Here is a 24,581-nt window from a genome sequence, read left to right on the forward strand (position 1 = left end):
ACTCGCCGCTTCGCACGCACCGTCCATGGCAGACGACGCCCTCCAGCGGACGGTCCGTCGCTGCGTCGCGTTGGTCCTGATCCCCCTCTCCGTCCTCGTGATACAGTTCGACCGGTTCATGCAAGCGGAAGCCTACGGCTACCAGTTACACCCCGTCCTGTCCGTACTGGTCCCTGGGACGCTCGTGGTCGGCGCGGCAGGGTATCTCGTCCTCTCGGTGCTCCAGATCGACCGGCCGGAGACGGGCGAGGGGTCGACGCCCGCGGACCGGCCGGAGACGGGCGACGATGGGACAACCGGCGATCGGCCGCAGACCGAGTGAGAGCCGGAAACGACGGTGGTTCCCCCGGTCGGACTCCGGTATCGTTTTTGCCGCGGCGCTCGGACCGTCGGACAGTCCCCCGCATGACCGCCCGTACGCGAGCGCTCGGGGTCGTGGCGGCCGCCCTCCTCTGCTTGACGGCCGCCATCGGCGGCCTCGCGCTGACGGTGCCCGGCGCACCGGCCGCCGACCAGGCGCCCCGACCGACCGACACAGACCTCAGGAGCCTCCACGCCGCCGGGATCACCGGCGAGAACGTCACCGTCGGCGTCGTCGGCGTCACCGGCTTCGACACCGACCACCCGACGTTCGCCGACCGGGTCGTCGAGGCACGCGCGTTCGGCGACGGGACCACGGTGTCCAACGGCGGCCGCAACCGCCACGGCACCGCGACGGCGGCCGTGCTCTCGCGGACGGCCCCCGGCGCAGACCTGTACCTCGCCACCTTCGACGAGACGCGTGACTTCCGGCGCGCCGTGACCTGGCTCGTCACGGCCGACGTGGACGTCATCGTCACGCCGGTGTCGTTCTACGGGACGCCCGGCGACGGGAGCGCGGCCGTCGCCCGACTGGGCGAGTGGGCGCGCCGCCAGGGCGTCGTCTTCGTCGCGCCGACCGGGAACCTCGCCCGCGGGCACTGGCACGGCCGCTACGACGACGTGGCGAACGGCACGCTCCGCTTCGGCGAGACGACGCGCAACTACGTCGCCGGCCGCGGCAGTCGGACGCAGATCTGGCTCTCCTGGGACCGCGCCCACGAGAACGAGACCTACACCGCGGAACTGTACCGCGCCGCTGGCAACGAGTCGCGACTCGTCGCCCGCTCGCAGCCCTACGGGGGAGACGACGTACCGAACGCGCGGATCAACGCCCGGCTGGAAGGCGGGACCTACTACGTCGCCGTCCGCGGCCCCGAGAACGCGACCGGCGCGCACCTCCGTCTCGCCTCGCCGACCCATCGCTTCCAGCAGGCGAAGCCGGAGGGGAGCCTGGCCGCGCCCGCGACCGGCAGGGGCGTGGTCGGCGTCGGCGCCTACGACCTCGCAGACGACGGTATCGAGCCGTTCAGCTCCCGCGGGCCGACGCTCGACGGCCGCCTCGGCGTCGACCTGGTCGCGCCCGCTCGACACGAAATAAGGGGGTACGACGAGCCCCTGGTCGGCTCGTCGGCGGCCACCCCCTACGTCGGTGGCGCCGCCGCGCTGGTCCTCGACGCTCGCCCCGGGCTCGCGCCCGAGCGGGTCGAGCACCTGCTCGAACGGACGGCCGTCGACGTGGGACCGAACGGCACCGACGCCGTCGCCGGGCACGGCCTGGTCGCGCCACGGCGGGCGGTCGGTCGGCCGACGAACGCGACCGGGTGAGGGGGTCGGCGAGGGTGGGACCGCGACGGCGTTCAAAGCGCGATTTAACCTACGGACAGGGCTATAGTACCGGCGGGTGGATCGACGGGTACGGACAGATGTCGGGGCTCATCGACCGCATTCAGGACCGGACGGCGACGAGCGACGAGCAGTTGCGGGTGCTCGACGTCGAGGGCGAGGAGACCGACGACGTCCTCGACGCGCTCGCGACTGACACGCGCCGGGCCGTCTACCGCGCGCTCTTCGAACAGCCCCGCACCGCCTCGGAGATCGCCGACCGCATCGACACCTCCGTCCAGAACGTCCACTACCACGTCTCGAACCTCGAAGACGCGGGCCTCGTCGAGGCGATCGACAGCCGATACTCCGAGAAGGGCAACGAGATGACCGTCTACGGCCCAGCGAGCGACCCGCTCGTCATCGTCGGGAACCGCGAGATGCGCCCGCGCGTCCAGCGGTCGCTGACGGACGTGGTCGGCGGCATCGGCATGCTGGCGGTCGCCGCGCTGCTCGTCCAGTGGGGCGCCGAGCGGATCGCTCGCCCCGCTATCGACGGCGCCAGCGCCGGCCCCGCCAGCCCGAACGCGACCCTCGGCGAACCCGGCTCGCTGGCCTGGTTCGTCTTCGACGTCGTCGAGCCCGGCGTCCTCTTCTTCTTCGTCTGCCTCGCCGTCGCCTCCGCCGTCGCGCTCGCGCTCGACTGGTAGGTGGCGATCGGCCACGATCTGGCCGCTATCGACCCGCCGACGCAGTCGCGGAGTCACCCGACCGGTCGGGAACAGCCACGAATTCTGAGACCGGCCATCGGCGGATCCGTCGAGGAGAAGTGCGTGAGTGAGGAACTGAGACGGACGGCGATACCGCGAAGAACAGGTGCGAGAGCGACCGACGAACACGCGGGAAACAGGGAGTCGGGGAACGAAAACAGCGGGAGCGGCGTGTGACTCTCGACGGCGGGGTCAGCTCCGGACGAAGCCGAGGAACATCGCGATGGCGCCGAAGGCGAGCAGGCCCCCGAGGGCCAGCGCGCCCACACCGGTGAGGAACGAGCCCGAGGCGTCTTCGGCGGCGACGGTCGCATCGCCGGGGCCGGGCGGGTCGTCGGTCGCCGCGTCTTCGCCGTCACCACTGTCGCTGGCGCTTCCGTCGCTCTGTTCGCCGTCGCTATCGGCGTCTTGCACGACGATGGTCCCGATCGTCGCGGGGTTGCCGTCCGCATCAGTCCCCGAGAACACGTCGACGGAGTACGGTGCGGGGTCGAGCGGCGAGTCGAGCGTCGTCTCACTCGTGACGTTCGCCGGGCGGGTCTCGCCGGCCTCCGCGACCGCGAGTGCGGGCCTGTCGGCGTCGTCGGTGGCGTTCGTCCGGAAGACCACGACGGCCCGGCCGTCGTCGTTCGTGTCGCGGATCACGGCGGTCGTCTCGTAGTTGACCGCCTCCTCGTCGCCGATGGTGACCGTCAGCGCGTCGGCGTCGCCGAACGTGACCGGGAACCGGGCGACGTCGCCCTGGTCGACTCGGGCGATGTCACGGACCTGGATCTCGTCGGTGTCGAGCGGCGTGGGCGTCGCGGTCTCGCCGTCGGCCCCGCCGGAGGTCGCCGTCCCCGTCGGACAGTCGGTCTCGCAGTCCGTGACCTGTCCGGTACCGCGGGCGAGGGTCCTGTCGTCGCCGCGGACGGTCACGTCGAACGGCGTCCCGGACGACATCCCGCTGAAGTCGAACGTGCCCGCGAAGGTGCCGTCGTCGTCGACGGTCGTCTCGACCGTCATGAGGAACGGCGACGACGACGAGGCGGAGGTCACGCGGATCGAGACGGTCGTCCCGGGGTCCAGCGTCGTCTCGCCGGAGATCGTCTGCTCGGTCGCGGGGGCGACGCGGACCTCGCCGTCGGTCGTGTCGAGGGTCGTGCCCTCGTGCGTCGGCTTCGGCGTCGCCGTGCCGTCGCTCGGCGTCTCATCACCCTCGTCCGCGCCGTCGTCGGCCAGTATCGCCAGCGAGGCGATCGATGGCGGGTCGTCGGGGTCGCCCAGCGAGAGGTCGTAGGAGGCGGGGTCGAGCGGTTCCTCGACACCGGCGACCTCGGTCCGGTTGTCGATCGCGTCGTCGCCGGCGACGGTGAGGGACGACTCGAGCCCGGACTCGTGGACCGCGCCCGTGTCGAAGCGGACCGTCACGGTGCCGTCGCCGTCGGCGTCGGTGACCGTCGCCCGGACCTCGAAGTTCGTCTCGGCGGCGTCGCCGACGGTGAGTCGTGCGGTGTCGTCCGCGCCGGTCGTGTTGATCGTGATTTCGGCCGTCTCGCCCTGGTGGACGGTGTAGATCGACTCCTCGAAGGAGGGCGTCGCGGCCGCGCCGTCGGCGGTGACGACGCCGGCCAGCGGCGCGGTGACCAGCGTCGCGACGACGAGCGCGGCGAGGAGGCGCCTGGCGGTCACGCGACCACCCCCGGCCGGGGCGCTCGGGCGTCGCGCGGTCGGCTGCGAGCGATACGTCGGTCGACACGACGGTCCGGAGGGGACCGGTCAGGGTGGCGTCTTGCTGCCATTGCGATCGATCGGTCCGTCGGCGGACAAATACCACCCCCGTAAGCTTCAAACTGGCTTTGAACGCGGGCGAATTCGGGGGCGACCGGACGGCACCGCCCGTGCACGGTCGATACACGCGACCGTTGGCCTCTTGCCCGTCGCTCACGAATCGTCGGTGATGGCAAACCTCGAACTGTACGAACTCGAAGGCTGTCCCTACTGCGCGAAAGTGATCCAGAAGCTCGACGAGCTCGGTCTGGACTACGAGTCCCACATGGTTCCCCGCTCGCACGGCGAACGGACCGAAGTCGAGGAAGTGAGCGGCCAGACCGGCGTCCCCGTCCTCGTCGACCACGACAACGGCGTCGACGGGATGCCCGAGAGCGACGACATCGTGGAGTACCTCGAAGAAGAGTACGGGAGCTGAGGTCGTCCTCCCGAGCGCGACCGACGGGAGCGCTCGGCTTTTTGCCCCATCTTTTTGCGCGAGCGGGTCGCGAGCGCGAGGCTCGAACGGAGTGAGAGCCTCGAAGGCGAGCGGGGAGCGCAGTGACCCGCGAGCGAGCGACCCCGAGCGGAAAAAGGTGGTCGCAGTACCTCGAAGAGCAGTACGGTAGTTAAATCCCACCTCTGTGCCGTTTTCGCGACTCGGTCTGCTATAGGTAGTCGACGGTCTCGCCGCCGACACCGTCGAAGCCCTGGCGTTCGTGCGACCACTCGAAGACCCCCTCGTCGCGGCGCTCGGCGAGGAAGTCCACGATGCGCTCGCCCACGGCCTCGCCGTAGAGGTCGGGGCCCGACTGCAGGCGCTCGCGCACGTCGGGCGAGTCGAGGGCGTGGGCGACCATCTCGCGGACGAACTCCCCTGAGATGGGCGGGACGAGCAGGTTCGTGTTCGCCTCGAAGACGGTCTCCGGTCGGTCGGTGTTGAACCGCGCGGTGAGACAGCACGCCTCGTCGATGTGGTTGAGTTCCTCCTGCATGCTCCCGGAGTCGGTCAGTTCGGCCAGACACTGCCCGGATTCGAGGAACTCGTAGACGTGGGCATGTTTCTTCCAGAGCCCGGTAAAGAGGAAGTTCTCGCGCTCGTCGGCCAGCCGCTGCAGGCGCTCGCGGTAGCCGTGACGTTCGAGCGCGTGCCGCGTCGCGGTCAGTTCGACGAAGTTGACGTTGCGGCCGTCCTCGACGAGCGCGACGACGCCCTCGACGAGCGCCTCGAAGCGACCGGGCAGGAGGTTCGCCCGGCGGTGGATGTCGACGCGGATCCAGTCGTCTCGGGCTTCGAGGACGGGGTAGATGTCGAAGACGCTCTCGCCGTCGTGGCCCCCTTTCATCTCGATGGCGTCGACGACGGAGTTGCCGACGACGGGCATCCGCTCGTGGCCGTCGACGCTGCGGGGGTAGCCCTCTGCTTCGAGGTGTTCGCGATTTAGCTCGACCGGCGCGAAGTGATAGCGGGCGGCTGCAGAGCCGATGAACGTGTCGTACTGCTCGGGGAACGGCTCGGTCCGGTCGACCGTCCACTCGCCGTTCCACTGCTCGTCGACGAAGGCTTCGGGGTCGGGGTAGTCGGCGTCGGTGGCGGTTCCCGCCCCCGCGGTCGGAACGGCGTCGTAGTCGGGCGCCATCCCGCGGAGGCCGGCCTCGTTGTGCGCGACCTGCTGGTTGGTGGCGAACAGCCACGCCTGCGGGAAGATGGCGGCGGCGTGGGTGTCGCCGTGGACTAGCGGGAGGACGGTGGTGTCGGGCCACTCCTCCAGCCGGTCGGCGAGTTGACGCACCGCGAGCATCGTCTGGGCGGTCTTCTCGCTCAGGTCCCCCCGGATGCCCAGGTCGACTGCGATCGAGTCTTCGAGGTCGTACTCTTCGAGGCCGTGCCCCAGCAGGTCGTCGTAGTGCTGGCCGGTGTGGATCACGAAACAGGGGAGCCCGCGTTCGCGGGCGGCGGCGACCACCGGCGCCTGCTTGTAGAAGTCCGGCTTCGTGGCGGTGACGACAGCGAGCACGAACTCGCCGCGGTCCATCTCCGCCGCGAGTCGCTCGTCGTAGATCGTCGGGTCGGCGTCCATTGTGTCGACTGACACGACGCCCGGACGCGTGTTTACAGTTCCGGAGGGAGGTGGCGTTCGTGTCTGTGAACTCGTTTTGAGTGCCGGTGACAGCACGCGACAGAAGCCCTCGACCCGCTCGCTAGGAACAGCTGCTCTCGCTGGGAATGACAAGCGATGAAAGCCCTCGACCCGCTCGCTAGGAACAGCTGCTCTCGCTGGGAATGACAAGCGATGAAAGCCCTCGACCCGCTCGCGCGGTCTGTGCGGGATATCCTCGGTCGCTGGCGCTCCCTCGGATAGGGCCCGCGCAGACCGCGCGACCTGGTCTCGCCCTTTCAGTCCACCAGGAGAGCAAGCTCTCCTGAGCCCTGGCCCGCTTCGCTCGCCAGGACACCAGAAAACCGGAATCCGCACCGCACAGCACCGCGCCTCACGCCTCCCCAACCGATTCGCTCCCTTCGGTCGCTCATCCCTCGCACGGTTACGTCGCGGGATGAAACCCGCGACAGCGCGCGCCACGGCAGAAAACGGGAATGCTTTCGATAGTCGAACGGAGGTCCATGCCGAAACGCCAACCCCGACGGTCCGTCGACGCTCCTCAGGCGTCGGGGTCGGGGTCGAAGATTTCGGGGTTCTCCTCGCCCTGGACGTCGATCACGGCCAGTGCGCCCTTGCGGGCGACCCGCGAGAGCGCGTGGTCGACGAGCTTGACCGGGCCGGGAACCGGGTAGTGCATCGTCGCGATGGCGGTGCTGCCGGGCTGGACGGGCGTCGTCTGGATGTTCCGCTGGGGTCGGCCGCCCAGGCCGCCCTGGGGGTACACCTCGTCCCAGACGCTCCCGATGGGGTGGAACGAGCTGGCGAGGTTCGGCCCGCCGACGCAGTAGTACACGCGGGCGGTCTCGCCGGTCTCGGCGGTCATGTCGGCGTAGTTGTCGGGCGTGATGGCGTACTTCTCGCCGTTGATGAGGACGTACGTGGGGTCCTCGCGGGCCATCGCGCCCATGTCGAAGGTGTGGTGGCCCTCCTGGCCCGTCTCGCCGTCGGTGTACACCTCGTGCTGGCCGAGGTAGAACTCGTGGTCCACCGCGGGCAAGCCCTCCTCGGGTTCGACGAGGATGATGCCGAACATCCCCGAGGAGATGTGGTAGTCGAGGTTGGCGACGGCGCAGTGGTAGATGAACGCGCCGGGGTAGGTGACCGTGAAGCGAACGCGCGTGGACTCACCGGGCTCGACCATCGTCGCCTCGGCGCCGCCGCCCGGCCCGCGCACCGCGTGCAGGTCGATGTTGTGCGGCATCCGGTTGTCCTCGGCGTTGGTGATGGTCAGATCGACCGTGTCACCGACGCGGGCGCGGATCATCGGCCCCGGGATCTGGCCGTCGAAGGTCATGTACTCGAAGGTGACGCCGGGCTCGATCTCGGCGGTGACCTCCCTCGTCGTGAGTTCGACCTCGACGGTAGCGGGCTCGTCGCGGTCGATGGGCGCGGGGATGTCCGTCGGGTCCGCGGCGACGCGGTCGGCGGTCGTCGCCTTCGGGGCGTCGAGCGACCGGGGCCCGCTGTCGACCTCCGTGTAGGTGACCTTGTCCGCGGGAATCTCGCCGGCACAGCCGGCGACTGCGGCGGCACCCGCCGCAGCGCTGGTCTTCAGGAACGTTCGACGGGTGGTGCGTGGTGAGTTGGTCATGGGGCGGTCACATCTGCATGTCGGTCGAGTGAGGGTATAACCGAGGCGCGTTTTCTCGGAGGTGTGCGGGGGCGACGAACATGTTCGGCCACCGTTCGCGGGTTCTCAGTTCACGGGAACGCCCGCTGGGGGTTATTTGACGAAGGTGGCTACGGAGAGATATGAACGGAGACGACGGCATCGACGAGGGGCGTCGGAACGTGATGAAGACCCTCGCTATCGGGGCGACCGCGGGCGGACTCGCGACGGTCGGGTCCGCCCCCGCGGCCGCACAGTCGACCGACCTGAGCGACTGGTTCTCGAACGTCAGCAACGTCGACGGCGTGGTCGACGAGACCGGCAAGAGCGAAGTGACCGTCGAAGTGGGCGTCCAGGGCAACAACGGCGCCTTCGGGTTCGGCCCGGCCGCGGTCCGGGTCGACCCCGGCACGAAAGTCGTCTGGGAGTGGACCGGCGAGGGCACGCCGCACAACGTCGTCGCCGAAGACGGCAGCTTCGAGAGCGACATGATCAGCGAGGCGGGCGCCACGTTCACCCACACCTTCGAGAGCGCGGGCGTCACGAAGTACGCCTGCGTCCCACACAAGGCGATGGGGATGAAAGGCGCCGTCGTCGTCGGCGACGCCGAGGTGACCGTCCCGAGCGCGAGCGGGGGCGAGTCGGGCGGCTCGGGCGGTTCGGACAGTGACGGCGCGAGCGGCACCGAGACCAGCGGCGGCGACGGCACCGCTGCGGGCGGCGAGTTCGTCGAACCCGACTACGACGGCTGGTTCGAGAACGTCGGCAACTTCGACGGCACGGTCGACAAGACCGGCCAGGACGAGGTGACGATCGAGGTCGGCGCCGAGGGCAACGGCGGGCCCTTCGCCTTCGGTCCCGCTGCGGTCCGGGTCGACCCCGGCACGAAGGTCGTCTGGGAGTGGACCGGCAAGGGCGGCCAGCACAACGTCGCCGGCGAGACCCACGACTTCGAGAGCGCGATGCAGGGGTCGGAGGGCGACACCTACGCGCTCGAACTCGACGGCCAGGGCGTGGTGAAGTACGCCTGTACGCCCCACCAGGCCGCCGGGATGAAGGGCGCCGTCGTCGTCGGGAACCCCGCCGGCGCCGCGTCGGGCGCTGCGGGCATCGACCTCTTCGAGACCTCGCTGTGGGGCCTCGCCGGCGCCATCGTCGCCGCGCCGTTCGTCGCCAGCGAGATCGTCGCCCGCCGCCGGCGGAAAGACGAGGACGACGAGCGTCGGCCGCCGACGCACCCCGCGGACTGAGCGGTCGACTCGGTCACCGGCCCAGTTCGGGCGCGTTATGCGGAATCGCTGCGAGAACTGCGGGGGTCGCGGTTCGGTATGGCTCTGCAACCGTCTCAATTTGGTCCGTTCAGCCGGAGGTCGTTCGCGGTATTTCGAGCCAGCGTTCGAAGTCACGTATTTTTGAATCCCGGTTCATAGCCACTGTTGCCGTTCGGCGACCGATTCGATCACATCCGGGAACCTGTCCTGTTTGAACTGTATTCGTGCGACAGGAGAGTGATACTCGATCTCTGTCGCATTCTCCTCGTGGATAGACATCTGTGCAGCGGTGGTCAATTCACGGAGGAGTTCGGTGTTTTCTTGGAATGGTGGTTCTGACATCTGACCGATCCGCTCGTCAATTCCATTGTCCTCTTCGTAGCTCGAATAGTAGTCGAGCGCTTGCCGATACGAATCAGCACCGTCAGAGCCACCAGAAACGACCTCAAAATCACCGCTGTATTCGGCGAGGAGTCCACACTCCACATCGGTCTCGACGGCCAGCGTTTCGAGTTCTTCTAGCACTAAAATGCCACTCCGTGCTCGATATCTGGAGCGTTGTTCGGAACCGCCTATCCGATAACTGAGACTAGCTCTGAGCAGTAACGCGAGTCCAGGGCTGACCGTATCCAGGCACTCGAATCTTCCCGAGGCAAACGAAAGATGCGCCGCTGACGTGAACTTCTGAGCCGCAGTCTCGAACTCGTGTGATTTGAGGGCCTTTCGACCCTCGCCCTTTAATTCCTGTAATCGCTTGTTCATAGAGTCTTCTCACTCGGGAGAAATCAGAGAACCTTAGATTCCCAGTTGCCAGCAGCGAGGACTGTGTCAATAATCTTCGCAAAGTGGTTTCGCTTGAATCTGATACGAGCATCAAGAGAGGTTCTAGTCACTTCTTCTCGCGTCTCAGTACTGATGGTGTATCCCGCTGAGTCTGCTAAGTCGGTGACCAAGAGGCTGAAATCGTCAAACCCATCCTCCATCTGCCATCCGAGGTGGGAATCCGTTCCCGAATAGAACTCAGCCGCGGTTTCGTACGCCTCATCGGCATTCTCGATCTCACCGACTACTCGCAGATCTCCCAGGATTTCGTGACAAAGACCGAGTTCTGGTTCGGCTTCGAGTTCTTTCCCTCTGATCAGATCAGAAACGATCAGACAACCCTGCTCGCTATGATTACGACAACGGTCAGAGGAACCAGCTAACCGAAAACAGAGTGAACCCAAGAGCAGCTCTCGCATCCCGTATGTGAATTGAGAGATAGAATACGTTGGAGATGGCTGCACATTTTCAGATGCACCATCCGGTAGTGGCCAAGATCGCATGAGTCTTCCGCGGGCGCCAGCTACGTAATACTCTCCGGCAGGTGCTAACTGACCGTTCTCTCGCAACTCTCTGGCGTACCGATTGTACCCCTGAAGTAGATCTAACACTGTCCCGGCCTGCTCCTCTGAAGCGGTGTCCTTGATTTCGTCGTCGGGCATTTGTTTGGAGGTGAAGGGGCTATTATTTGTTTCTCTCGTAGATTAGTGATTTCGGATACCCCTTTCTCTCGAGGAAGTCCTTGACCTCCGAAAGTGACTCGTAGACCGGTGCAGTTCCGACAATGTATACACCGTCAACCAGGTAAGCCCGCACGGTCACCCACCTTCCGTCGATTTCCTTCACATAGAGGCGGTTTCTACCGTTCTGGTAAATGTAGTCTGGGTCCTTGACGGTTCGCTCGACATCCCGAGGCCGATATACGTACCAGTACTGATCGATTCAGGATCCGGGTAGTAACATTTCCCAAAGGCCTGATAGGCGGAGAGCGTATAACATCGGCCGGCCTCATCGTAATTCCCATCACTCCGTGCCTCTTCAGCTCGGTCCTTGTACTCGTACACCGGGTTATCCGTCATATTAACACTCGTTCAGGCCGTTATCGATTCAGCCAGGGTCGTCGGGTTGTCGTTTTAGCTGGTCTTTCGCGTCTTCAACTGAAGATCACTAATTTGAGCCATCTCTTGAACCGTATTCTCCATCAGAAGCTCCCTCATTCCCCCATTCACCTGTTTCTTCGAGTGTTTGCAAGTACTGGGGGATTTTTTCTCGGACGTATTCCGCGAATTCGATATACGTTTGCTGTTTCCTGAACTCCATCGTCGTCGAATCGCCTGTCGCCGCGTGTTCGAGGGTATAGAACCACGTGTACAGCGTTGTTTTCGGGGGCTCGGCTCTGTGAGAGCGTGGATCTCCCGCTTCCTCGTAGATCGAGAAGGCGTTGTCGTATGCGTCCTCGACTCCACCTACGTTTCCGACGAGCCTAAACATCCCGACTGCTTCGTACCACCCACCTCGATCAGCGTGATGAATATCGCGATCAGGTGTCGGGGCTGATAATGCTCGGTCCGCCATCTCTTCTGCACGCAGGATCCCGGTTCGACAACGGTTTACACAGCGGTTCATCCGCCCTGCGATTCTGTAACAGGTCGCCGCTTCGAGGAAATGCTTTAATTCTCCTCCAGAACTCGGATATAGCGGCATACTTGCGGCCTTTTTGAACGCAGCGCTCGTATACCACTCCCCGGCCTCGACGAGATTCCCCCGTTCTCGTTCTTCCTCGGCTTTTTTATAGGGTCTTTCAGATGCCGTCATTACTTACAATCTACCTTGTCGTAATTTTTTACTTCTTCATCCTCAATATAGTCCTCGGCGTCTTTCAAATTCTCGAAGAATGTCTGTCCGTTCTCGATATTAGTAAGGAATGTTTGAAGATACCGATAAAATTTGCCGCTCCCTCCGGATTTGGCAAGGGTCACTGCTATCGCGAATCGGTTTGGACCGACTTTGATAATATGGTACCACTTACCGTTGCTACCTTTGAACACCGTCACCACCTCTTCAAACGCACTTCGCACAGCAGACTTGTCCCCATCGAATGGCTTATTTGGCTTATTCGGGTCTGAATACTGCCAGTCGTCAGTCTCGTCCAGATCTACTGTGGTCTCAGAACACTCGTCGTAAGCGGTTTGCGACGCCGCCATCAGCGTCCCACCGATGATGGTCAGGATGATCGCCCGCTCGCCGGCCTGCCCGATGACGTAGTCTACCGCCCCTTCACCGGCAACGTGCTCGCCGTTCTGGAGGATGTCGCCGATCTGGTCCTGCGTGACACCGGAAGTCGCCTGGATGTACGCCCAGCCACGGCCCCACGTCTGGCCGTTGGCCGTCTCAGCGAAACCCGGCCGAAGTGTGACATGCCCGACAACGGTGCCCTCCCACTGGTTAACTGGTTCGGCCGCGAGGAACGAGCCGATCTGGTCCTTTTCAACATCACTGATGTGCTCGGCGGCGTTTGCGATAAATATAATCCCACCAATTGCTATTGCACCACCGAGCAGGTTGTCACCAATATACGGGTCCGTCGAAACGGCAAGTCCGCTACCAGTAACTACTGCAGTTCTCGCAATATCCCCTCCTTGGACCTCGAATTCGAAGAGATAACTGGCCGTGTTCCCGTTCGTATCTGTGATGTTGACCCAGTATTTATCCGCCTTCTTCGCGTTGTGGGTCCCGACACCGAACGAATACCGTTCGTCTTCTTCGATCGTCCCCTCAGCCTCTGGCCGAAGTTTCCAGCCGACTCCGGGATAGTGGGCTTTCACGTCGATCGAGGCGATCTCGGAGTCGTCGGTGATGCGGAAGAACCCGCCGATGCGATCCATTTTCTCCAGATCGAACTGCACGGCAGGCGGCGAATCGTCTGACATCGGGTTCTTGTCCCGGAAGTCGCCGATCTTATCGCCGTCCGAGTCGGCGAGGAGGGGATCCGAGTCGGCCGTGTGTTCGGTCAGGTCGTATAGTCCGTCGCCGTCGGAGTCGGTTTTTGTCGGATCACTGATTAACGGGAAGACCGACATCTGTACCTCGGTTGGTCCGACGTCACGACCGATCACTTCTCTCGATCGGAACTCTTCGGCCTCGTGGAGCTCGTCATCGTCCGTATCGGGGCTCAACAGATCGGTTTCGATCCGAGTGAACTCGCCGTTGACCTGCGTCGCGATCCCATCGATCTCTAATTCGTCGGGGAAGCCGTCCTGGTCGTGGTCCAGCGTGTCGGCGTACTCGCTGACGACCAATGTGCCAGCGATGGCGTAGCGCACGTCTCCGCTGGGGTCGGTGTGCGTGCGAAACTTCTCGGCGTAATCGGTTACGCCGTCGCTATCGGAGTCCGCGTCACTCGGATCCGACGAAACCGCTATCGAACCGTTCGCATCACGCGGAGCGTACTGGTAGGCCGTTCCGCTCCGATTGATCGTCGGGACCCGCCAGCCGTCAAGTTCCGTCGAATCGGTGAGTCCGTCGCCGTCGGTGTCTTTGTGTCCGAGGGCGGGATTACTCGACCAGCGGTATCCCGTTTCGAGCGCCTGGCTGTTCGGCGGTTCCTGCGTGACTCGGGAGGTGATGTCGACTTCTTCGCCGTCTTCGAGGCCGTCGCCGTCGGTGTCGTTCGAGAGGGGGTCTGTATAGACGACGTCGCCGTTGGCCAGCGGGATACCCGTCACTTCGCGGAAGTCGGGGATGCCGTCGCCATCGGAATCCCGCTGGACGACTTCCTCGGTGGGCGCCTCGAAGTCGACGTAGTGCGCTCGCAGCCAGGAGTTGTCGCCGCCGGTGTGGCGGGCGTCGGCTCGCAGCGAGACGGTGACGTTCTCGCCGGCGTACTCGGTGATGTTCAGCCGCCGGGTCGCCGTTCGCGTCTTCGAACTCGAACTCGTGTCGGTCTCCAGGCGGTAGATGTCCGTCTCCTCCCCCTCGGAGGTGACCGTCAATACCGCCGCGCTATGTGACCACGAACTCTGGACGTGCGCTGTCACTTTCACCTTCACGAACAGCGGCCCGTCGTCGGGCAGCGTCTGCGAACGATTCAGGTACCGCTCGCGATTGGTCTTCTCCAAGACGCGGATCGAATCGCGGTCGGACTCGATCTCGCAGTCACCGTTCGCTGGTTCGTCTTTGAAGCCATCGCTGCGTGGCTCGATATTACAGGACCAGTTGCTGGCCGCGATCGACGACGGCATCGACTCGAACGTCCAGTTTTCGATCCGCTCGGTGTTGGTGCCGTTGGGCCGCATCGAGAGGATGTCGTTGCGATGCTGGAGGAAATCCAGCCACTGCTGGTTGTCGAAGACCGTGTACGTCGAGAAGTGCTCGGTCGTCGCCGTCACCGTATTCGAGTCGGGATCCACGGTCGAATTGACGTGCTCGTAGCGCTGCGCGCTCTCGTTGAACCGATATATCGAGAGGTTACCCTCGCTGCTCTCGACGCGCGACTCGTTGTACGCGATCGTGATGTTCGCCCGCGAGAAGTTCGCCTGCGACTCGAACTCGACGAACGGTGCGACCGACGCGTTCGGCGTGTACTCTTCCTGATAGCGGACGTGCGTCGGCTCCTCGACCGTCGTCTTCCCGGCGACGTTACCCTCGCCGGTGATGTCGACGGTCGCGTCGAGCGACTCGTTCCCGGTCGTCGTTGTGTAGGTCTCGTTGCCGTCGAGTATGCCGTCGTCGTCCGTGTCCGGATCGAGCGGATCCGTATCGAATTGTTCGGTCCCTTCGACTCCGTCGAGCAGTCCGTCGTCGTCGGTGTCGGGGTCCGTGACGTTCGTCTCTCCGCTCACTTCCACCGGGTCACGAAGTTCGTCTCTGTCCGTATCCGCGAGGAACGGCGAACTTCCGGCTTCGATCTCCTCGGCCGTGGTCAATGTGTCACCGTCATAGTCCTCGGCACCGTCGAGGGTCCCGTCCTCGTCCGTATCGGCCGAGAGCGGGTTCGTCGGGAGGAAGTACTGTTCAACCCCATCGCGGAGTCCGTCGTCATCCGTGTCAGCCGAGAGCGGACCAGTCCCGAGTGCGAACTCCGAGAGCGTCCCGAGACCGTCGCGGTCGAAGTCCGCGCGACCATCGATGATACCATCGCCGCTCTCGTCACGTTCGGTCTCTGACGAATCGCTGTCCGGATCAAGCGGATCCGTTCCGAGTTCCATTTCTGTCGACTCGTTCAGACCGTCTCCGTCCAAGCGAAGCGTCGCAGTCGCCTGTGCGGTCGAGCCGCTTCCGCCGCGCTCGCCGGGCTTCCGATCGTTGTCGGCTACGGCGACAGTGACGTTCGCGACGCGTTCTGTGAGGGTGACCGGAACTAGAAACGTCAAATTGTCTGCGGGGCCACCTCGAATGACGTTCGGTTGCCGACTGAGTTGTTCTCGCCCGTTCACGGAGACGGTGAGATTCCCGAGCGTCCACGCCCGTGGGTCCGACACTCGAACGGCGACAGTCCGCGTCGCTTCTGTGGTGCCGTTGCGGATCGGGTCGGATCGATCGATGATCGCGACCGACGGTGTGGTCCCCCGATCGATCAGGTGGAGCGCTTGCTGAGCCTGCTGCCAAGACGTCCGCATCGTTCGGATCGCCTGCGCGTATCGACGGACCGCCCGCGCCCCGTCGGAGTCGTTCGCCCGGTTGAGGCGACGCTGTGCACGGTCGAACTGCCGCTCGGCGTTGCGGACGTGCGCCTCGGCACTCCGTCGGAGACCCTGGTTGTCCATCTCGCCTTCCGTCTGCTCTAGAGCGCGCCGTGCGTCGGTGATGGCCTGCTGTGCGGTCTGGTTGTCCGCCAGCGCGACGTACCGGCTCGCCCGCAGTGCAGTGACATTCGCCTCCGAGCGGGCGAGTTTCACGAGCGCCTGTACGGCCACAGCATCGTCAGTGAACACTCCCATTGATTCGACGCGAACCGGACCACGATATTCGCTGAGCGTCCCGTTGATCCGCTCGGAAGCGCGATCACGTGCGGACGCGAACCGCGGCTTCGAGACGCTCACGTCCTCGATAGCCGTCGCGGCCTCGGCCTTCAGTGCCACCGATGGTTCCGACGGCGTATTCCCGGCCGCTGCCAAACCGCCCTCGTTGCCGGCACCGGCGAGTCCGACGCCCGAAGCAGTACCTGTTCCCCCGTTACCGGAGGAATCGCTGCAATCACCAATATCAGCGCACACCCAAGTGCCCCAATTCGACCCAGTGGTCCCATTGCTTCCACGAGATATCCAGTTGCTAATATTTGTTTTCATTTTGAACATCATGGCGAGAGTCAAGTTACGAACCCCTGGTCGTGCCGAACCACGGAACCCGCCCCACAGATCCGACGGTGTTACGACAGCCCGACGAAATACCGGGAGACATGCGACCCCCGGTGAAGCGAAGAGCCGCGTCCACTGTCGCGGTCGACGACGTCTGGGCCGGCCACCCGGTCGGGTTCGACCTGCTGACGGCCGAGAGCCGGCAGTTCGTCGCCTACTACGACGCCGAGCGACGGCTGACCGTCGCCCAGCGCGACCTCGACGACGACGAGTGGACGCGGACACACCTGGACGAGCGAATCGGGTGGGACAGCCACAACGATATCGTGGCGGCCGTCGATTCCGCCGGCCACCTCCACGTCAGCGGGAACATGCACGTCGACCCGCTGGTGTACTTCCGGAGCACCGAACCGCTCGACGCGACGACGCTCCGCCGCGTCGACGGACTCGTCGGCCGCGACGAGGACGCGGTCACCTATCCGACGTTCCTCGACGGCCCGGGCGGCGACCTCGTGTTCATGTACCGCGACGGCGGCAGCGGCGACGGTCGCCGCCTGCTGAACGCCTACGACCCCGAGACGGAGACGTGGCGCCGGCTCCTCGACGAACCCTTGCTCGACGGACGGGGGGAGATGAACGCCTATCCGACCGGGCCGGTCCGCGGCCCCGACGGCGACTACCACCTCGCGTGGGTGTGGCGCGACACGCCCGACGCCGCCACGAACCACGACCTCTCGTACGCCCGGAGTTCGAATCTCGTCGACTGGGTGCGAGCAGACGGACGGGCGCTCGAACTGCCGATCACCGCCGACGACGGCGCAGTCGTCGACCCCGTCCCCGCCGGCGAGGGGCTGCTCAACAGCAACGTCGCCGTGGGGTTCGACGCGGCGGGTCGACCCGTCATCTCGTATCACAGGCACGACGCCGACGGGGACACGCAGGTCTACGACGCGCGGCTCGACGGCGGCGGTCCGGACGGCGATTCCAGCAGCGCCACTGACGCCGCGAGCGCCGGCGACTGGACCGTCTCGCAGGTCAGCGACTGGGACTACTGCTGGGAGTTCGGCGGTCACGGCACGCTGGACGACGAGATCCTGGTCGACCCCGTTCGCGTCGCCGACGACCGCCTCGTCCAGACGTTCTGGCACGCCGAGTACGGTCCCGGCCGATGGGTCCTGGATCCGGAGATGCTGGCTGTCGAGGGTGCTGACGTGCCCTGGCACGGCCTCTCCGAAGAACTCCGCCGGCCGACAGCGGGTGGTGAGTACGAAGTGCAGTGGGTCGCGGATTCGGCGACTGGCACCGAACAGGGCGAAGACACTCGCACGTACGCCCTCCGCTGGGAGACGCTGCCGGCCAATCGAGACCGGGCACGCGAGGGCAGGCCCGAACCGACGACGCTGCGGCTCTACGCGTTCGAGTAGCGGAAAACCGAACGCCGGGGCCGCGACGCGCTTACGCCGAGCTGCCTTCGATGTCGGCGCGCTCGCGGATGATGTCGCGGAGTTCGTCGGCCTCTTCGAGGTTCTCCATCTCCGATTCCTCGATGATAGCGGTGCCCTCGACGGACTCGCGGGTGGCGCGCTCGACGACGTACACCGAGCGGGTCCGCGTGACCTTGCCGACCGAGGACATGATGCGGGCGCGCTTCTCCGCAGTCTTCGTGAGTTCGGAGTGGCCCGTCAGCATCTCCTCCTCGCGGCGCTCGTTCTCGCTGACGGTCTTGAATGGCGCGCGGTCCGTCGGGTGGACGTCGAAGCCGACGCGGGTGAGGACGGCGACGATGGGCTCGTCCTCGGGGTCGACCTCGGGGTCCTCGGGCGTCGGCTCGTCCTCGCGCACCTCGTCGGCGCCGTCGAGGACGTCGACGGGCGCCGTGAGCGGCTCGTCGAACAGCTCCTCGAGCTGGCTGGCCACCTCGACGGAGGCGTCCATGCCGTCCTCGTACTTCGAGACGGTGCGACGGGAGACCCCGAGTTCGTTCGCCAGCCGACCCAGCGACCAGTCGCGGTCCTCGCGGGCGCCCGCGAGGACGTCGCTGTCGATGTTGACGTAGAGGCCGCCGGGCGCGGCGTAGATGAGCGGCGGGACCTCCTCGACGAAGAGATCCATCGCCGTGTCGGGCGAGAGGACCGGGACGCCGTGGCGGAAGTACGTGACGCCCGGTTTGAGCTCCTCGTCCCTGGTTCGCAGACCGATGACCATCGGGGTGGCGCCGAGGTAGGTGCCGAGGCGGCGCATCTCGGCGCCGGTCTGGCCGTCGAACGCGTCGATGTTGCCGAGGATCTTCACGAGGAGGACCTCCTCCCCGCGGCGGGCCGCGACGTCGAAGCTCTTGGGCCGGATGGCACAGCGCTCGCTCACCACGAAGCCCGCGTCCTCCAACATCGCGGTGACGTTGCCGACCAGTGCCGACCGTGACATACGTATTCGTAAGTACGTCACTGCATATATGCGTTGTGCCGCCCGTAGACTGTCCCTACGCCCCGTTCTTTCGCGTTAACCGATAGATTGATGTAGAGAAACGCAGTCGAAACCCGTTTGCCCGCGACCGCGCTACGGGCGTTCGTGACCGTCATCGGCCTCGACGACACCGATTCCCGCGAACGCGGGATGTGCACGACCTACGTCGCCGCGACCCTCGCCGAGCAGGTCCGCGAGGCCGGCGGCCGCGTCGAGCGCCGCCTGCTGGTGCGGCTCAATCCCGGCGTCGAACACAAGACCCGGGGGAACGCCGCGCTCGCCGTCCACACGGACCTCGACCCGGAGCGCGCGCTCGCGCTCGCCCGGGACCACCTCGACCTGGCCGAGACCGCCGATCCGCGGACGAACCCCGGCGTGGTCGTCGCACCCGGGTCCCCCGAGGGCGTCCCCGGCGCCGTGGCCGACTTCGCTCGGACGGCCGTCCGCGACTACCACGACGTGGCCGACGCGGTCGAACTGGCCGCCGATGCGGGCTACGAGTCCGCCCACGCCGGCAACGGGCGCGGCCGCATCGGCGCCCTCGCCGCAGTCGGCGCCTGGCGCGCGTTCGACGAGTGGACCTACGAGTGCATCTCCTACCGCGAGCGCGACCGCTGGGGCACCGACCGCGAGGTCGACTGGGAGTCGATCCGTTCGGCCGCCGAACGGGCGTATCCGGACGCCTGGGACACCGTCGACCGCGGCGAGGGCTATCCCGTCTGCGTCCCGCGAACGCCCTGCCCCATCCTGCACGGTATCCGCGGCGACGACCCAGAAACCGTGCGGTCGGTGGCCGACGCAATCGAGGGCGAGCCCGTGGTCCGGCGGGCGCTCTTCGTGACCAACCAGGGGACGGACGCGCATCTGCGGTCGGTCGATGGATTTTCGGCCGTCTCCGACGGGCGAGCCTACCGCACCGACGGCGAGGTGGTCGACCCGCCGGAGACACGCGAGGGCGGACACGTCTTCTGCACGGTGCGGAGCGGTGACGGGGAGCGACTGGAAGTCGCCGCCTTCGAGCCCACGAAGCGGTTCCGGGACCGCGTGCGGTCGCTGCGCGTGGGGGACCGCCTGACCGTCTGCGGCGAGGTGAGCGACGGGACGCTGAAACTGGAGAAGTTCGCCGTCCGGGATCTGGTGACGACGGAACTGGAGAATCCGACATGCCCGGAGTGCGGCCGGTCGATGAGTTCCGCCGGCGCCGGGCAGGGCTTCCGGTGCCGGGACTGTGGGACGAGCGCCGACGGGAAAGTCGAGCGGCCGGTAGAGCGGGACCTCGAACCCGGGTGGTACGAGGTGCCGCCCTGTGCCCGCCGCCACGTCGCGAAACCGCTCGTTCGCGGCGGATTCGACGCGCCGACGCATCCCGAGCGGTAGCAGTTCGCCGCGGTGACGACCGTGAGCGGCTGGATCCCCCGTTCGCTCCGCTCACGAGCAAGCGAGAACTCGCGACAGCGCGCGCCGAAACGGTCGATTAGTCGGTGCCTACGCGTCCAGCACTTCGATCAGGTTGCCTTCCGGGTCGCGGACGAAGAGGATGGTCGTGCCGGTCTCGGAGGTCTGGGGTTCGCTGAGCGTCTCGACGTCGTCGGGGAGGGCCTCGTAGAAGGCCTCGACGTCTTCGACGCCGAAGCCGAGGTGCTTGGCGCCGCGGTCGTTGACGCTGTCGGCGACGGCCTCGCCGCCCGCTGGTTCGTACTCGACGAGTTCGACGCGGGTGCCGTCGCCGTCGAGGTGGGCGAACCGGCCGGTCGCGTTCTCGACGCCGACGCCAGTGGCGAACTCCTCGCCGGAGGCCTCGAACTCGGCGAGGACGTCGAGGTCGAACACCTCGGTGTAGAAGTCGACGGCGCGGTCCAGGTCTGCGACGGTCGTACCGGTGTGGTGGACGCTTCCGGGCATGTCCGAGTGAGCGACTGCCGGGGGGTAAACGGTGTCGGTCGGGGCCGAGCGGACCGCCGTCTTCCGGTGGGATCGGCGTCGAGGGAGGGCCTAATTCGCCGTTAAGCGGGCTTGATAGCGGGTAGCTAACTCGTAACAATGATCGGTGAGGCCGTCTGAGCGGATATGGCAGAGGAATCCTCGGAAACCCGTGACGGGCGCGTCGTGATCGGGCCGCCGCCGCCGCCGACTGCCGCGCCCGAGGACGTTCTGCCGGCGGTCGTCAGGACGCGCACCGACGACAGCCGGCGCTACATCCTCTACTCCGACGCACCCGACCGCGACGGGGTCGCCGAGTCGCGTCTCTCCGTCGACGCCGACGTGGTCATCGACCGCGAACTCTGGCGATAGAGAGTCACTTCGCCGCGAACTCGACCGTCTCGCCCCGCAACCGCTCGACCGCCGCCTCCACGCGCCGCAGGTCGACCGACCGCGCCGCCGCGCGCTCCTCCCGGAGTTCCGCGAACGACCAGAACCGCGCGTCGGTGGCCTCCGGCCCCGGGTCGACCGCGCCCCTGGTCGCCTCGCGTTCGACGGCGAACGTGATCGAGAGGTACGAGCCGTCGTCCGGGTCGTCGACGTCGAAGCCGGTCCGGACGAGTTCGAGCGCGTCGGGGTCGACCGACAGTCCGGTTTCCTCTTCGAGTTCGCGACCGGCGCCGACGCGCGCGGACTCGTCGACTTCGAGGATCCCACCGGGGACGGCCCACGCGCCCACGTCCGGGGGGATAGCGCGCTCGATCATGAGCGCCGAGTCCCCGTCGAGGACGACGACCGACGCCCCCGGCATCGGGTTCTGATAGACGAACTCCCCGCAGTCCGGGCAGAACCGCCTGTCGCGGCCTTCCGATCGCTTCGTTTCGAGGGCGGCCCCGCAGTACGGGCAGTAGCTGGCTTTTCGCTTCGTCATCCTTTCAGTCCCGTCCCCGTGAGCGCCACGACCACGTCGTCGTCCGGCGAGACCGTACCCCGCTCCCGGAACGCCGCGAGCGCCGCCGTGGCCGTCGCACTGGTCGACTCGACGTGGAATCCCGCCCGGGCGAGGCGGTCGTGCTCGCGCTCGGTCGCGTCGGGACCGACCGCGACCGCGTCCCCGTCTGTCTCCCTAATGGCTTCGAGGATCTGGTCCTCGCGGGCCGGTTCGCGGATCTGGATGCCGTCGGCGGCGGTGTTGCTCGGCTCCTCGGAACCGGTTCCATCGAGCGCGTCGACGATGGGGGCCGCGCCGGTGGCCTGGACGCCCAGCAGTTTCGGCATCCCGTCGGTCCACCCGGCGTCGCGTAGCGCCTGGAACCCGCGGTAGGCGCCGAGCAGGAGCGTCCCGTGCCCCAGCGGCGTGACGAAGGCGTCCGGGACTTGCCAGTCGCGCTGGGCGGCGAGTTCGAGCGCGACCGTCGCCGTCCCCCGGAAGAAGGCGGGGTTCCAGGCGTGACTGGCGTACCAGCCCTCGTCTCGTTCTACCGCTTCGACGCACGCGTCGGTGACGTCGCCGCGCGACCCTTCGACGCGCACCACGTCGGCGCCGGTCCGCTCGATCGCCCGGAGCTTCCCCGCCTTGACGTCCGCCGGCACGTAGATCGCCGCGTCGATGCCCGCGCGGGCCGCGTAGGTGGCGATGGCGAGTCCCGCGTTGCCCGAGGAGTCCTCGACCAGCCGGTCGACGCCGAGTTCGACCGCCCGCGAGACCGTCAGTGCCGCGCCGCGGTCCTTGAAGCTCCCCGTCGGGAAGATCGATTCGAGTTTGAACTGCGCCCCCCACGCCGGCGCGTCGACGACTGGCGTCCACCCCTCGCCGAGCGTCACCGTCCGTTCGGTATCGAGAAACGGCTCGAACGCCCACAGCCCGCGGTCGCGGTCGAGGTGCGCGGGCGGGTCGTCCGAGTCTGGAAGCGGCTGGTCCGCGTAGTCCAGCGCGTGGCCGCATTCGCAACGCCAGGGCGCGTCGGCGTCGTCGGGATAGGTCCGGCCGCAGTCGCCGCAGGTGAGCATGGACGTGTCGTGGTGCGGTACGCTCCTGTAGGTGTTGGTCGACGAATTGTGATTGGCGACGAGGTCCAAAGGGGGATCTGTGTCGGTGGCGCGCGCTGTCGCGGCCCGAGCGAAGCGAGGTGCCGCGCCGAAACCGCGCGAGGTCTTCGCGAGTAGAACGAGCGAAGGCTCGGAAGACGAGCGGAGCGAGTCTTCCGGTGGATGAGAAGCGCACCGAGCGAAGCGAGGGAGCATCGCAGTCGGCTGGGGAGGTACGAGGCTGTCTGCGGTGCTGTGCGGTGGATGGGAGTGAACGGCTCGGAGCTTTCTGCTCACCGGTACGACCGCGATCCGGGCAGATTCTATCCGCTCGATCCCACTCGCGGTGCAGTAACGCACCAGAGCAGACACGCACGACGGATCACTGGCAAAACCGAACGCGACAGCAGAAACTCCTCGAACCCCTTATCGCTCGTCCACGTCGACGAACTCCAGGTCCTCCGGGCCGGTGTACCGGGCGCGCGGGCGGATCAGCCGGTTGTCCGCGACGTACTCGACGGCGTGGGCGATCCAGCCGGCCGAGCGGCTCATTGCGAAGATGGGAGTGTAGATGTCGATGGGGATGCCCATCTGGTAGTACGTCGACGCCGAGTAGAAGTCGACGTTGGGCGCGAGGCCCTTCTCCTCGGCCATGTACTCCTCGATCTTGGTGGAGTACTCGTACCACTTGGGCGTCCCGGCGGCCTCGCCGAGTTCCTGAGAGCGCTCGCCGAGGATCTTCGCGCGGGGGTCCTTGACGTTGTAGACGCGGTGGCCGAAGCCCGAGATGCGACGGCCCTCGTCGAGGGCCTTCTCGACCCAGCCGATGGGGTCGCGGTCGCTCTCGTCGACTTCCTTGAGCATCTCCATGACGTCCTGGTTGGCGCCGCCGTGGAGCGGGCCTTTCAGCGTGCCAATGGCCGAGGTGACCGAACTGTGGAGATCCGAGAGCGTGGAGGCGGTGGTGATAGCCGAGAAGGTCGAGGCGTTGAGGCCGTGGTCGGCGTGGAGCACCAGCGCCATGTCGAACGTCTCGGCGAGGACCTCGTCGGGCGCCTCGCCGTTGAGCATGTAGAGGAAGTTCGCCGCGTGACCCAGGTCCTCGCGGGGCTCGACGGGCTCCTGACCGTCTCGCATGCGAGCGAAGGCCGCGAGGATCGTCGGGATCTTGGCGGTGATACGCCGGCCCTTGCGGAGCGTCGCCTCCTCGTCCGTGGCAGGGGCGTCGGCGTCGGGGTCGTAGGCGGAGAGCATCGAGACCGCCGTTCGGAGCGCGGCCATCGGGTTCTCGTCGGCGGCGGCGAGCTGGCCGACGGTGTCGATGACGTCCGCGTCGACGGCCCGCTCGGCGACCATCGAATCGGTGAACGTCGCGAGCTCGTCGGCGTCGGGGAGGTCGCCGTGCCAGAGGAGGTAGATGACTTCCTCGTAGCTCGCGTGTTTCGCGAGGTCCTCGATACCGTACCCGCGATAGATGAGTCGCCCCTCGTCGCCGTCGATCTTGCTGAGATCGGACTCGGCGACGAGCACTCCCTCGAGGCCTTTCCGAAGCTCGTCAGTCATACCACCGATCTTGTTCTGGCCCGGGCAAAAGGGTTACCGTTCGCAGATGGACGCGTACGGAATCACCGAACGCGTTTCTGGACGAACGTCTATCGAACACCCGCCCACCCCGCCGCCGAATCCCACGTCTCTGCACCCGACACACCGCGACGAGGGCGTTTCAGTCGTCGATAGTCGTTTCGACGTTCGTCGTTATCGGCGCGCTCGGATCTCCATTCGTTCGATTCTCCCGAACGGGTAGTCGG

At 66.2% G+C, this 24,581-nt stretch carries 22 protein-coding genes; 9 read left to right on the forward strand and 13 right to left on the reverse strand.

What is annotated here, in order from left to right; all coding sequences use genetic code 11:
• Positions 1 to 25 precede the first annotated feature (25 nt).
• From ACMGFE_RS11085 to ACMGFE_RS11095, 3 genes are all read left to right on the forward strand, one after another.
• Positions 26 to 322, forward strand: a complete 297-nt coding sequence (locus ACMGFE_RS11085; RefSeq protein ID WP_436925262.1) for a hypothetical protein — start codon at positions 26 to 28, stop codon at positions 320 to 322.
• Between the two features lie 83 nt (positions 323 to 405).
• Positions 406 to 1,686 (forward strand): S8 family serine peptidase, encoded by a 1,281-nt coding sequence (locus tag ACMGFE_RS11090; RefSeq protein ID WP_436925263.1) that lies wholly within the window; start codon positions 406 to 408, stop codon positions 1,684 to 1,686.
• Between the two features lie 98 nt (positions 1,687 to 1,784).
• Positions 1,785 to 2,393, forward strand: a complete 609-nt coding sequence (locus ACMGFE_RS11095; protein ID WP_436925264.1) for an ArsR/SmtB family transcription factor — start codon at positions 1,785 to 1,787, stop codon at positions 2,391 to 2,393.
• Positions 2,394 to 2,645: 252 nt separating this feature from the next.
• On the opposite strand, the gene ACMGFE_RS11100 is transcribed toward ACMGFE_RS11095, so the two are convergent.
• Positions 2,646 to 4,124 carry a BGTF surface domain-containing protein gene (locus ACMGFE_RS11100; protein WP_436925265.1) on the reverse strand — a complete coding sequence of 493 codons (1,479 nt, stop codon included), beginning with the start codon at positions 4,122 to 4,124 and terminating at the stop codon, positions 2,646 to 2,648.
• A 268-nt stretch (positions 4,125 to 4,392) separates the two neighbouring features.
• Between ACMGFE_RS11100 and ACMGFE_RS11105 the strand changes: the two genes are divergently transcribed.
• Positions 4,393 to 4,641 carry a glutathione S-transferase N-terminal domain-containing protein gene (locus tag ACMGFE_RS11105; RefSeq protein WP_436925266.1) on the forward strand — a complete coding sequence of 83 codons (249 nt, stop codon included), beginning with the start codon at positions 4,393 to 4,395 and terminating at the stop codon, positions 4,639 to 4,641.
• Between the two features lie 229 nt (positions 4,642 to 4,870).
• Here the strand turns inward: ACMGFE_RS11105 and ACMGFE_RS11110 are convergent, their stop codons facing one another.
• Together ACMGFE_RS11110 and nirK are read right to left on the reverse strand one after the other, a co-directional pair.
• Positions 4,871 to 6,283: a UDP-N-acetyl glucosamine 2-epimerase gene (locus ACMGFE_RS11110; protein WP_436926084.1), complete on the reverse strand. Its 1,413-nt coding sequence runs from the start codon at positions 6,281 to 6,283 to the stop codon at positions 4,871 to 4,873.
• 580 nt (positions 6,284 to 6,863) lie between these two features.
• The gene (gene nirK, locus ACMGFE_RS11115) at positions 6,864 to 7,955 is read right to left on the reverse strand and encodes a copper-containing nitrite reductase (protein WP_436925267.1); all 1,092 of its coding nucleotides are present in this window, start codon (positions 7,953 to 7,955) and stop codon (positions 6,864 to 6,866) included.
• A 161-nt stretch (positions 7,956 to 8,116) separates the two neighbouring features.
• Between nirK and ACMGFE_RS11120 the strand changes: the two genes are divergently transcribed.
• Positions 8,117 to 9,223 carry a halocyanin domain-containing protein gene (locus tag ACMGFE_RS11120; protein ID WP_436925268.1) on the forward strand — a complete coding sequence of 369 codons (1,107 nt, stop codon included), beginning with the start codon at positions 8,117 to 8,119 and terminating at the stop codon, positions 9,221 to 9,223.
• A 174-nt stretch (positions 9,224 to 9,397) separates the two neighbouring features.
• Here ACMGFE_RS11120 and ACMGFE_RS11125 read toward each other — a convergent pair whose 3' ends face one another.
• From ACMGFE_RS11125 to ACMGFE_RS11145, 5 genes are all read right to left on the reverse strand, one after another.
• On the reverse strand, positions 9,398 to 9,769 hold the full coding sequence (locus ACMGFE_RS11125; protein WP_436925269.1) for a hypothetical protein: 372 nt from the start codon (positions 9,767 to 9,769) through the stop codon (positions 9,398 to 9,400).
• 260 nt (positions 9,770 to 10,029) lie between these two features.
• Positions 10,030 to 10,728 (reverse strand): hypothetical protein, encoded by a 699-nt coding sequence (locus ACMGFE_RS11130; RefSeq protein WP_436925270.1) that lies wholly within the window; start codon positions 10,726 to 10,728, stop codon positions 10,030 to 10,032.
• Positions 10,729 to 10,750: 22 nt separating this feature from the next.
• Positions 10,751 to 10,912, reverse strand: a complete 162-nt coding sequence (locus ACMGFE_RS11135) for a hypothetical protein (RefSeq protein ID WP_436925271.1) — start codon at positions 10,910 to 10,912, stop codon at positions 10,751 to 10,753.
• A gap of 321 nt (positions 10,913 to 11,233) precedes the next feature.
• Positions 11,234 to 11,881: a hypothetical protein gene (locus tag ACMGFE_RS11140; RefSeq protein WP_436925272.1), complete on the reverse strand. Its 648-nt coding sequence runs from the start codon at positions 11,879 to 11,881 to the stop codon at positions 11,234 to 11,236.
• Positions 11,881 to 14,454, reverse strand: a complete 2,574-nt coding sequence (locus ACMGFE_RS11145) for a hypothetical protein (RefSeq protein ID WP_436925273.1) — start codon at positions 14,452 to 14,454, stop codon at positions 11,881 to 11,883. Before ACMGFE_RS11145 ends, ACMGFE_RS11140 begins: the two co-directional genes overlap by 1 nt.
• Here ACMGFE_RS11145 and ACMGFE_RS11150 point away from each other — a divergent pair.
• Together ACMGFE_RS11150 and ACMGFE_RS11155 are read left to right on the forward strand one after the other, a co-directional pair.
• Positions 14,380 to 15,231 (forward strand): hypothetical protein, encoded by an 852-nt coding sequence (locus ACMGFE_RS11150; RefSeq protein ID WP_436925274.1) that lies wholly within the window; start codon positions 14,380 to 14,382, stop codon positions 15,229 to 15,231. The genes ACMGFE_RS11145 and ACMGFE_RS11150 overlap by 75 nt on opposite strands.
• 1,244 nt (positions 15,232 to 16,475) lie before the next feature.
• The gene (locus ACMGFE_RS11155; RefSeq protein WP_436925275.1) at positions 16,476 to 17,786 is read left to right on the forward strand and encodes a BNR repeat-containing protein; all 1,311 of its coding nucleotides are present in this window, start codon (positions 16,476 to 16,478) and stop codon (positions 17,784 to 17,786) included.
• A gap of 31 nt (positions 17,787 to 17,817) precedes the next feature.
• Here ACMGFE_RS11155 and ACMGFE_RS11160 read toward each other — a convergent pair whose 3' ends face one another.
• Positions 17,818 to 18,786 carry a transcriptional regulator gene (locus ACMGFE_RS11160; protein ID WP_436925276.1) on the reverse strand — a complete coding sequence of 323 codons (969 nt, stop codon included), beginning with the start codon at positions 18,784 to 18,786 and terminating at the stop codon, positions 17,818 to 17,820.
• Between the two features lie 144 nt (positions 18,787 to 18,930).
• On the opposite strand from ACMGFE_RS11160, the gene ACMGFE_RS11165 reads away from it, so the two are divergent.
• Positions 18,931 to 20,202, forward strand: a complete 1,272-nt coding sequence (locus ACMGFE_RS11165; protein ID WP_436926085.1) for a TiaS agmantine-binding domain-containing protein — start codon at positions 18,931 to 18,933, stop codon at positions 20,200 to 20,202.
• 108 nt (positions 20,203 to 20,310) lie between these two features.
• Here ACMGFE_RS11165 and ACMGFE_RS11170 read toward each other — a convergent pair whose 3' ends face one another.
• Positions 20,311 to 20,727 carry a VOC family protein gene (locus ACMGFE_RS11170; protein WP_436925277.1) on the reverse strand — a complete coding sequence of 139 codons (417 nt, stop codon included), beginning with the start codon at positions 20,725 to 20,727 and terminating at the stop codon, positions 20,311 to 20,313.
• Between the two features lie 165 nt (positions 20,728 to 20,892).
• On the opposite strand from ACMGFE_RS11170, the gene ACMGFE_RS11175 reads away from it, so the two are divergent.
• Positions 20,893 to 21,117, forward strand: a complete 225-nt coding sequence (locus tag ACMGFE_RS11175; protein WP_436925278.1) for a hypothetical protein — start codon at positions 20,893 to 20,895, stop codon at positions 21,115 to 21,117.
• Between the two features lie 4 nt (positions 21,118 to 21,121).
• On the opposite strand, the gene ACMGFE_RS11180 is transcribed toward ACMGFE_RS11175, so the two are convergent.
• From ACMGFE_RS11180 to citZ, 3 genes are all read right to left on the reverse strand, one after another.
• Complete coding sequence (locus ACMGFE_RS11180; RefSeq protein WP_436925279.1) at positions 21,122 to 21,676, reverse strand: NUDIX domain-containing protein; 555 nt, start codon at positions 21,674 to 21,676, stop codon at positions 21,122 to 21,124.
• Positions 21,673 to 22,755: a threonine synthase gene (locus tag ACMGFE_RS11185; RefSeq protein ID WP_436925280.1), complete on the reverse strand. Its 1,083-nt coding sequence runs from the start codon at positions 22,753 to 22,755 to the stop codon at positions 21,673 to 21,675. The genes ACMGFE_RS11180 and ACMGFE_RS11185 overlap by 4 nt, the downstream gene beginning before the upstream one ends.
• A 444-nt stretch (positions 22,756 to 23,199) precedes the next feature.
• Positions 23,200 to 24,336, reverse strand: coding sequence for a citrate synthase (gene citZ, locus ACMGFE_RS11190; protein ID WP_436925281.1), 1,137 nt, complete (start codon positions 24,334 to 24,336; stop codon positions 23,200 to 23,202).
• Positions 24,337 to 24,581: the final 245 nt, after the last annotated feature.

Source organism: Halosimplex amylolyticum, assembly GCF_051414035.1.
GTDB lineage: Archaea > Halobacteriota > Halobacteria > Halobacteriales > Haloarculaceae > Halosimplex > Halosimplex amylolyticum.

Coding starts and splice junctions, on each gene's coding strand:
- ACMGFE_RS11120 (WP_436925268.1), top strand. CDS start 8,117: ATGAACGGAGACGACGGCATCGACGAGGGGCGTCGGAACGTGATGAAG.
- nirK (WP_436925267.1), bottom strand. CDS start 7,955: ATGACCAACTCACCACGCACCACCCGTCGAACGTTCCTGAAGACCAGC.
- ACMGFE_RS11150 (WP_436925274.1), top strand. CDS start 14,380: ATGCTGGAGGAAATCCAGCCACTGCTGGTTGTCGAAGACCGTGTACGT.
- citZ (WP_436925281.1), bottom strand. CDS start 24,336: ATGACTGACGAGCTTCGGAAAGGCCTCGAGGGAGTGCTCGTCGCCGAG.
- ACMGFE_RS11185 (WP_436925280.1), bottom strand. CDS start 22,755: ATGCTCACCTGCGGCGACTGCGGCCGGACCTATCCCGACGACGCCGAC.
- ACMGFE_RS11090 (WP_436925263.1), top strand. CDS start 406: ATGACCGCCCGTACGCGAGCGCTCGGGGTCGTGGCGGCCGCCCTCCTC.
- ACMGFE_RS11085 (WP_436925262.1), top strand. CDS start 26: ATGGCAGACGACGCCCTCCAGCGGACGGTCCGTCGCTGCGTCGCGTTG.
- ACMGFE_RS11110 (WP_436926084.1), bottom strand. CDS start 6,283: ATGGACGCCGACCCGACGATCTACGACGAGCGACTCGCGGCGGAGATG.
- ACMGFE_RS11095 (WP_436925264.1), top strand. CDS start 1,785: ATGTCGGGGCTCATCGACCGCATTCAGGACCGGACGGCGACGAGCGAC.
- ACMGFE_RS11140 (WP_436925272.1), bottom strand. CDS start 11,881: ATGACGGCATCTGAAAGACCCTATAAAAAAGCCGAGGAAGAACGAGAA.
- ACMGFE_RS11160 (WP_436925276.1), bottom strand. CDS start 18,786: ATGTCACGGTCGGCACTGGTCGGCAACGTCACCGCGATGTTGGAGGAC.
- ACMGFE_RS11175 (WP_436925278.1), top strand. CDS start 20,893: ATGGCAGAGGAATCCTCGGAAACCCGTGACGGGCGCGTCGTGATCGGG.
- ACMGFE_RS11105 (WP_436925266.1), top strand. CDS start 4,393: ATGGCAAACCTCGAACTGTACGAACTCGAAGGCTGTCCCTACTGCGCG.
- ACMGFE_RS11130 (WP_436925270.1), bottom strand. CDS start 10,728: ATGCCCGACGACGAAATCAAGGACACCGCTTCAGAGGAGCAGGCCGGG.
- ACMGFE_RS11180 (WP_436925279.1), bottom strand. CDS start 21,676: ATGACGAAGCGAAAAGCCAGCTACTGCCCGTACTGCGGGGCCGCCCTC.
- ACMGFE_RS11170 (WP_436925277.1), bottom strand. CDS start 20,727: ATGCCCGGAAGCGTCCACCACACCGGTACGACCGTCGCAGACCTGGAC.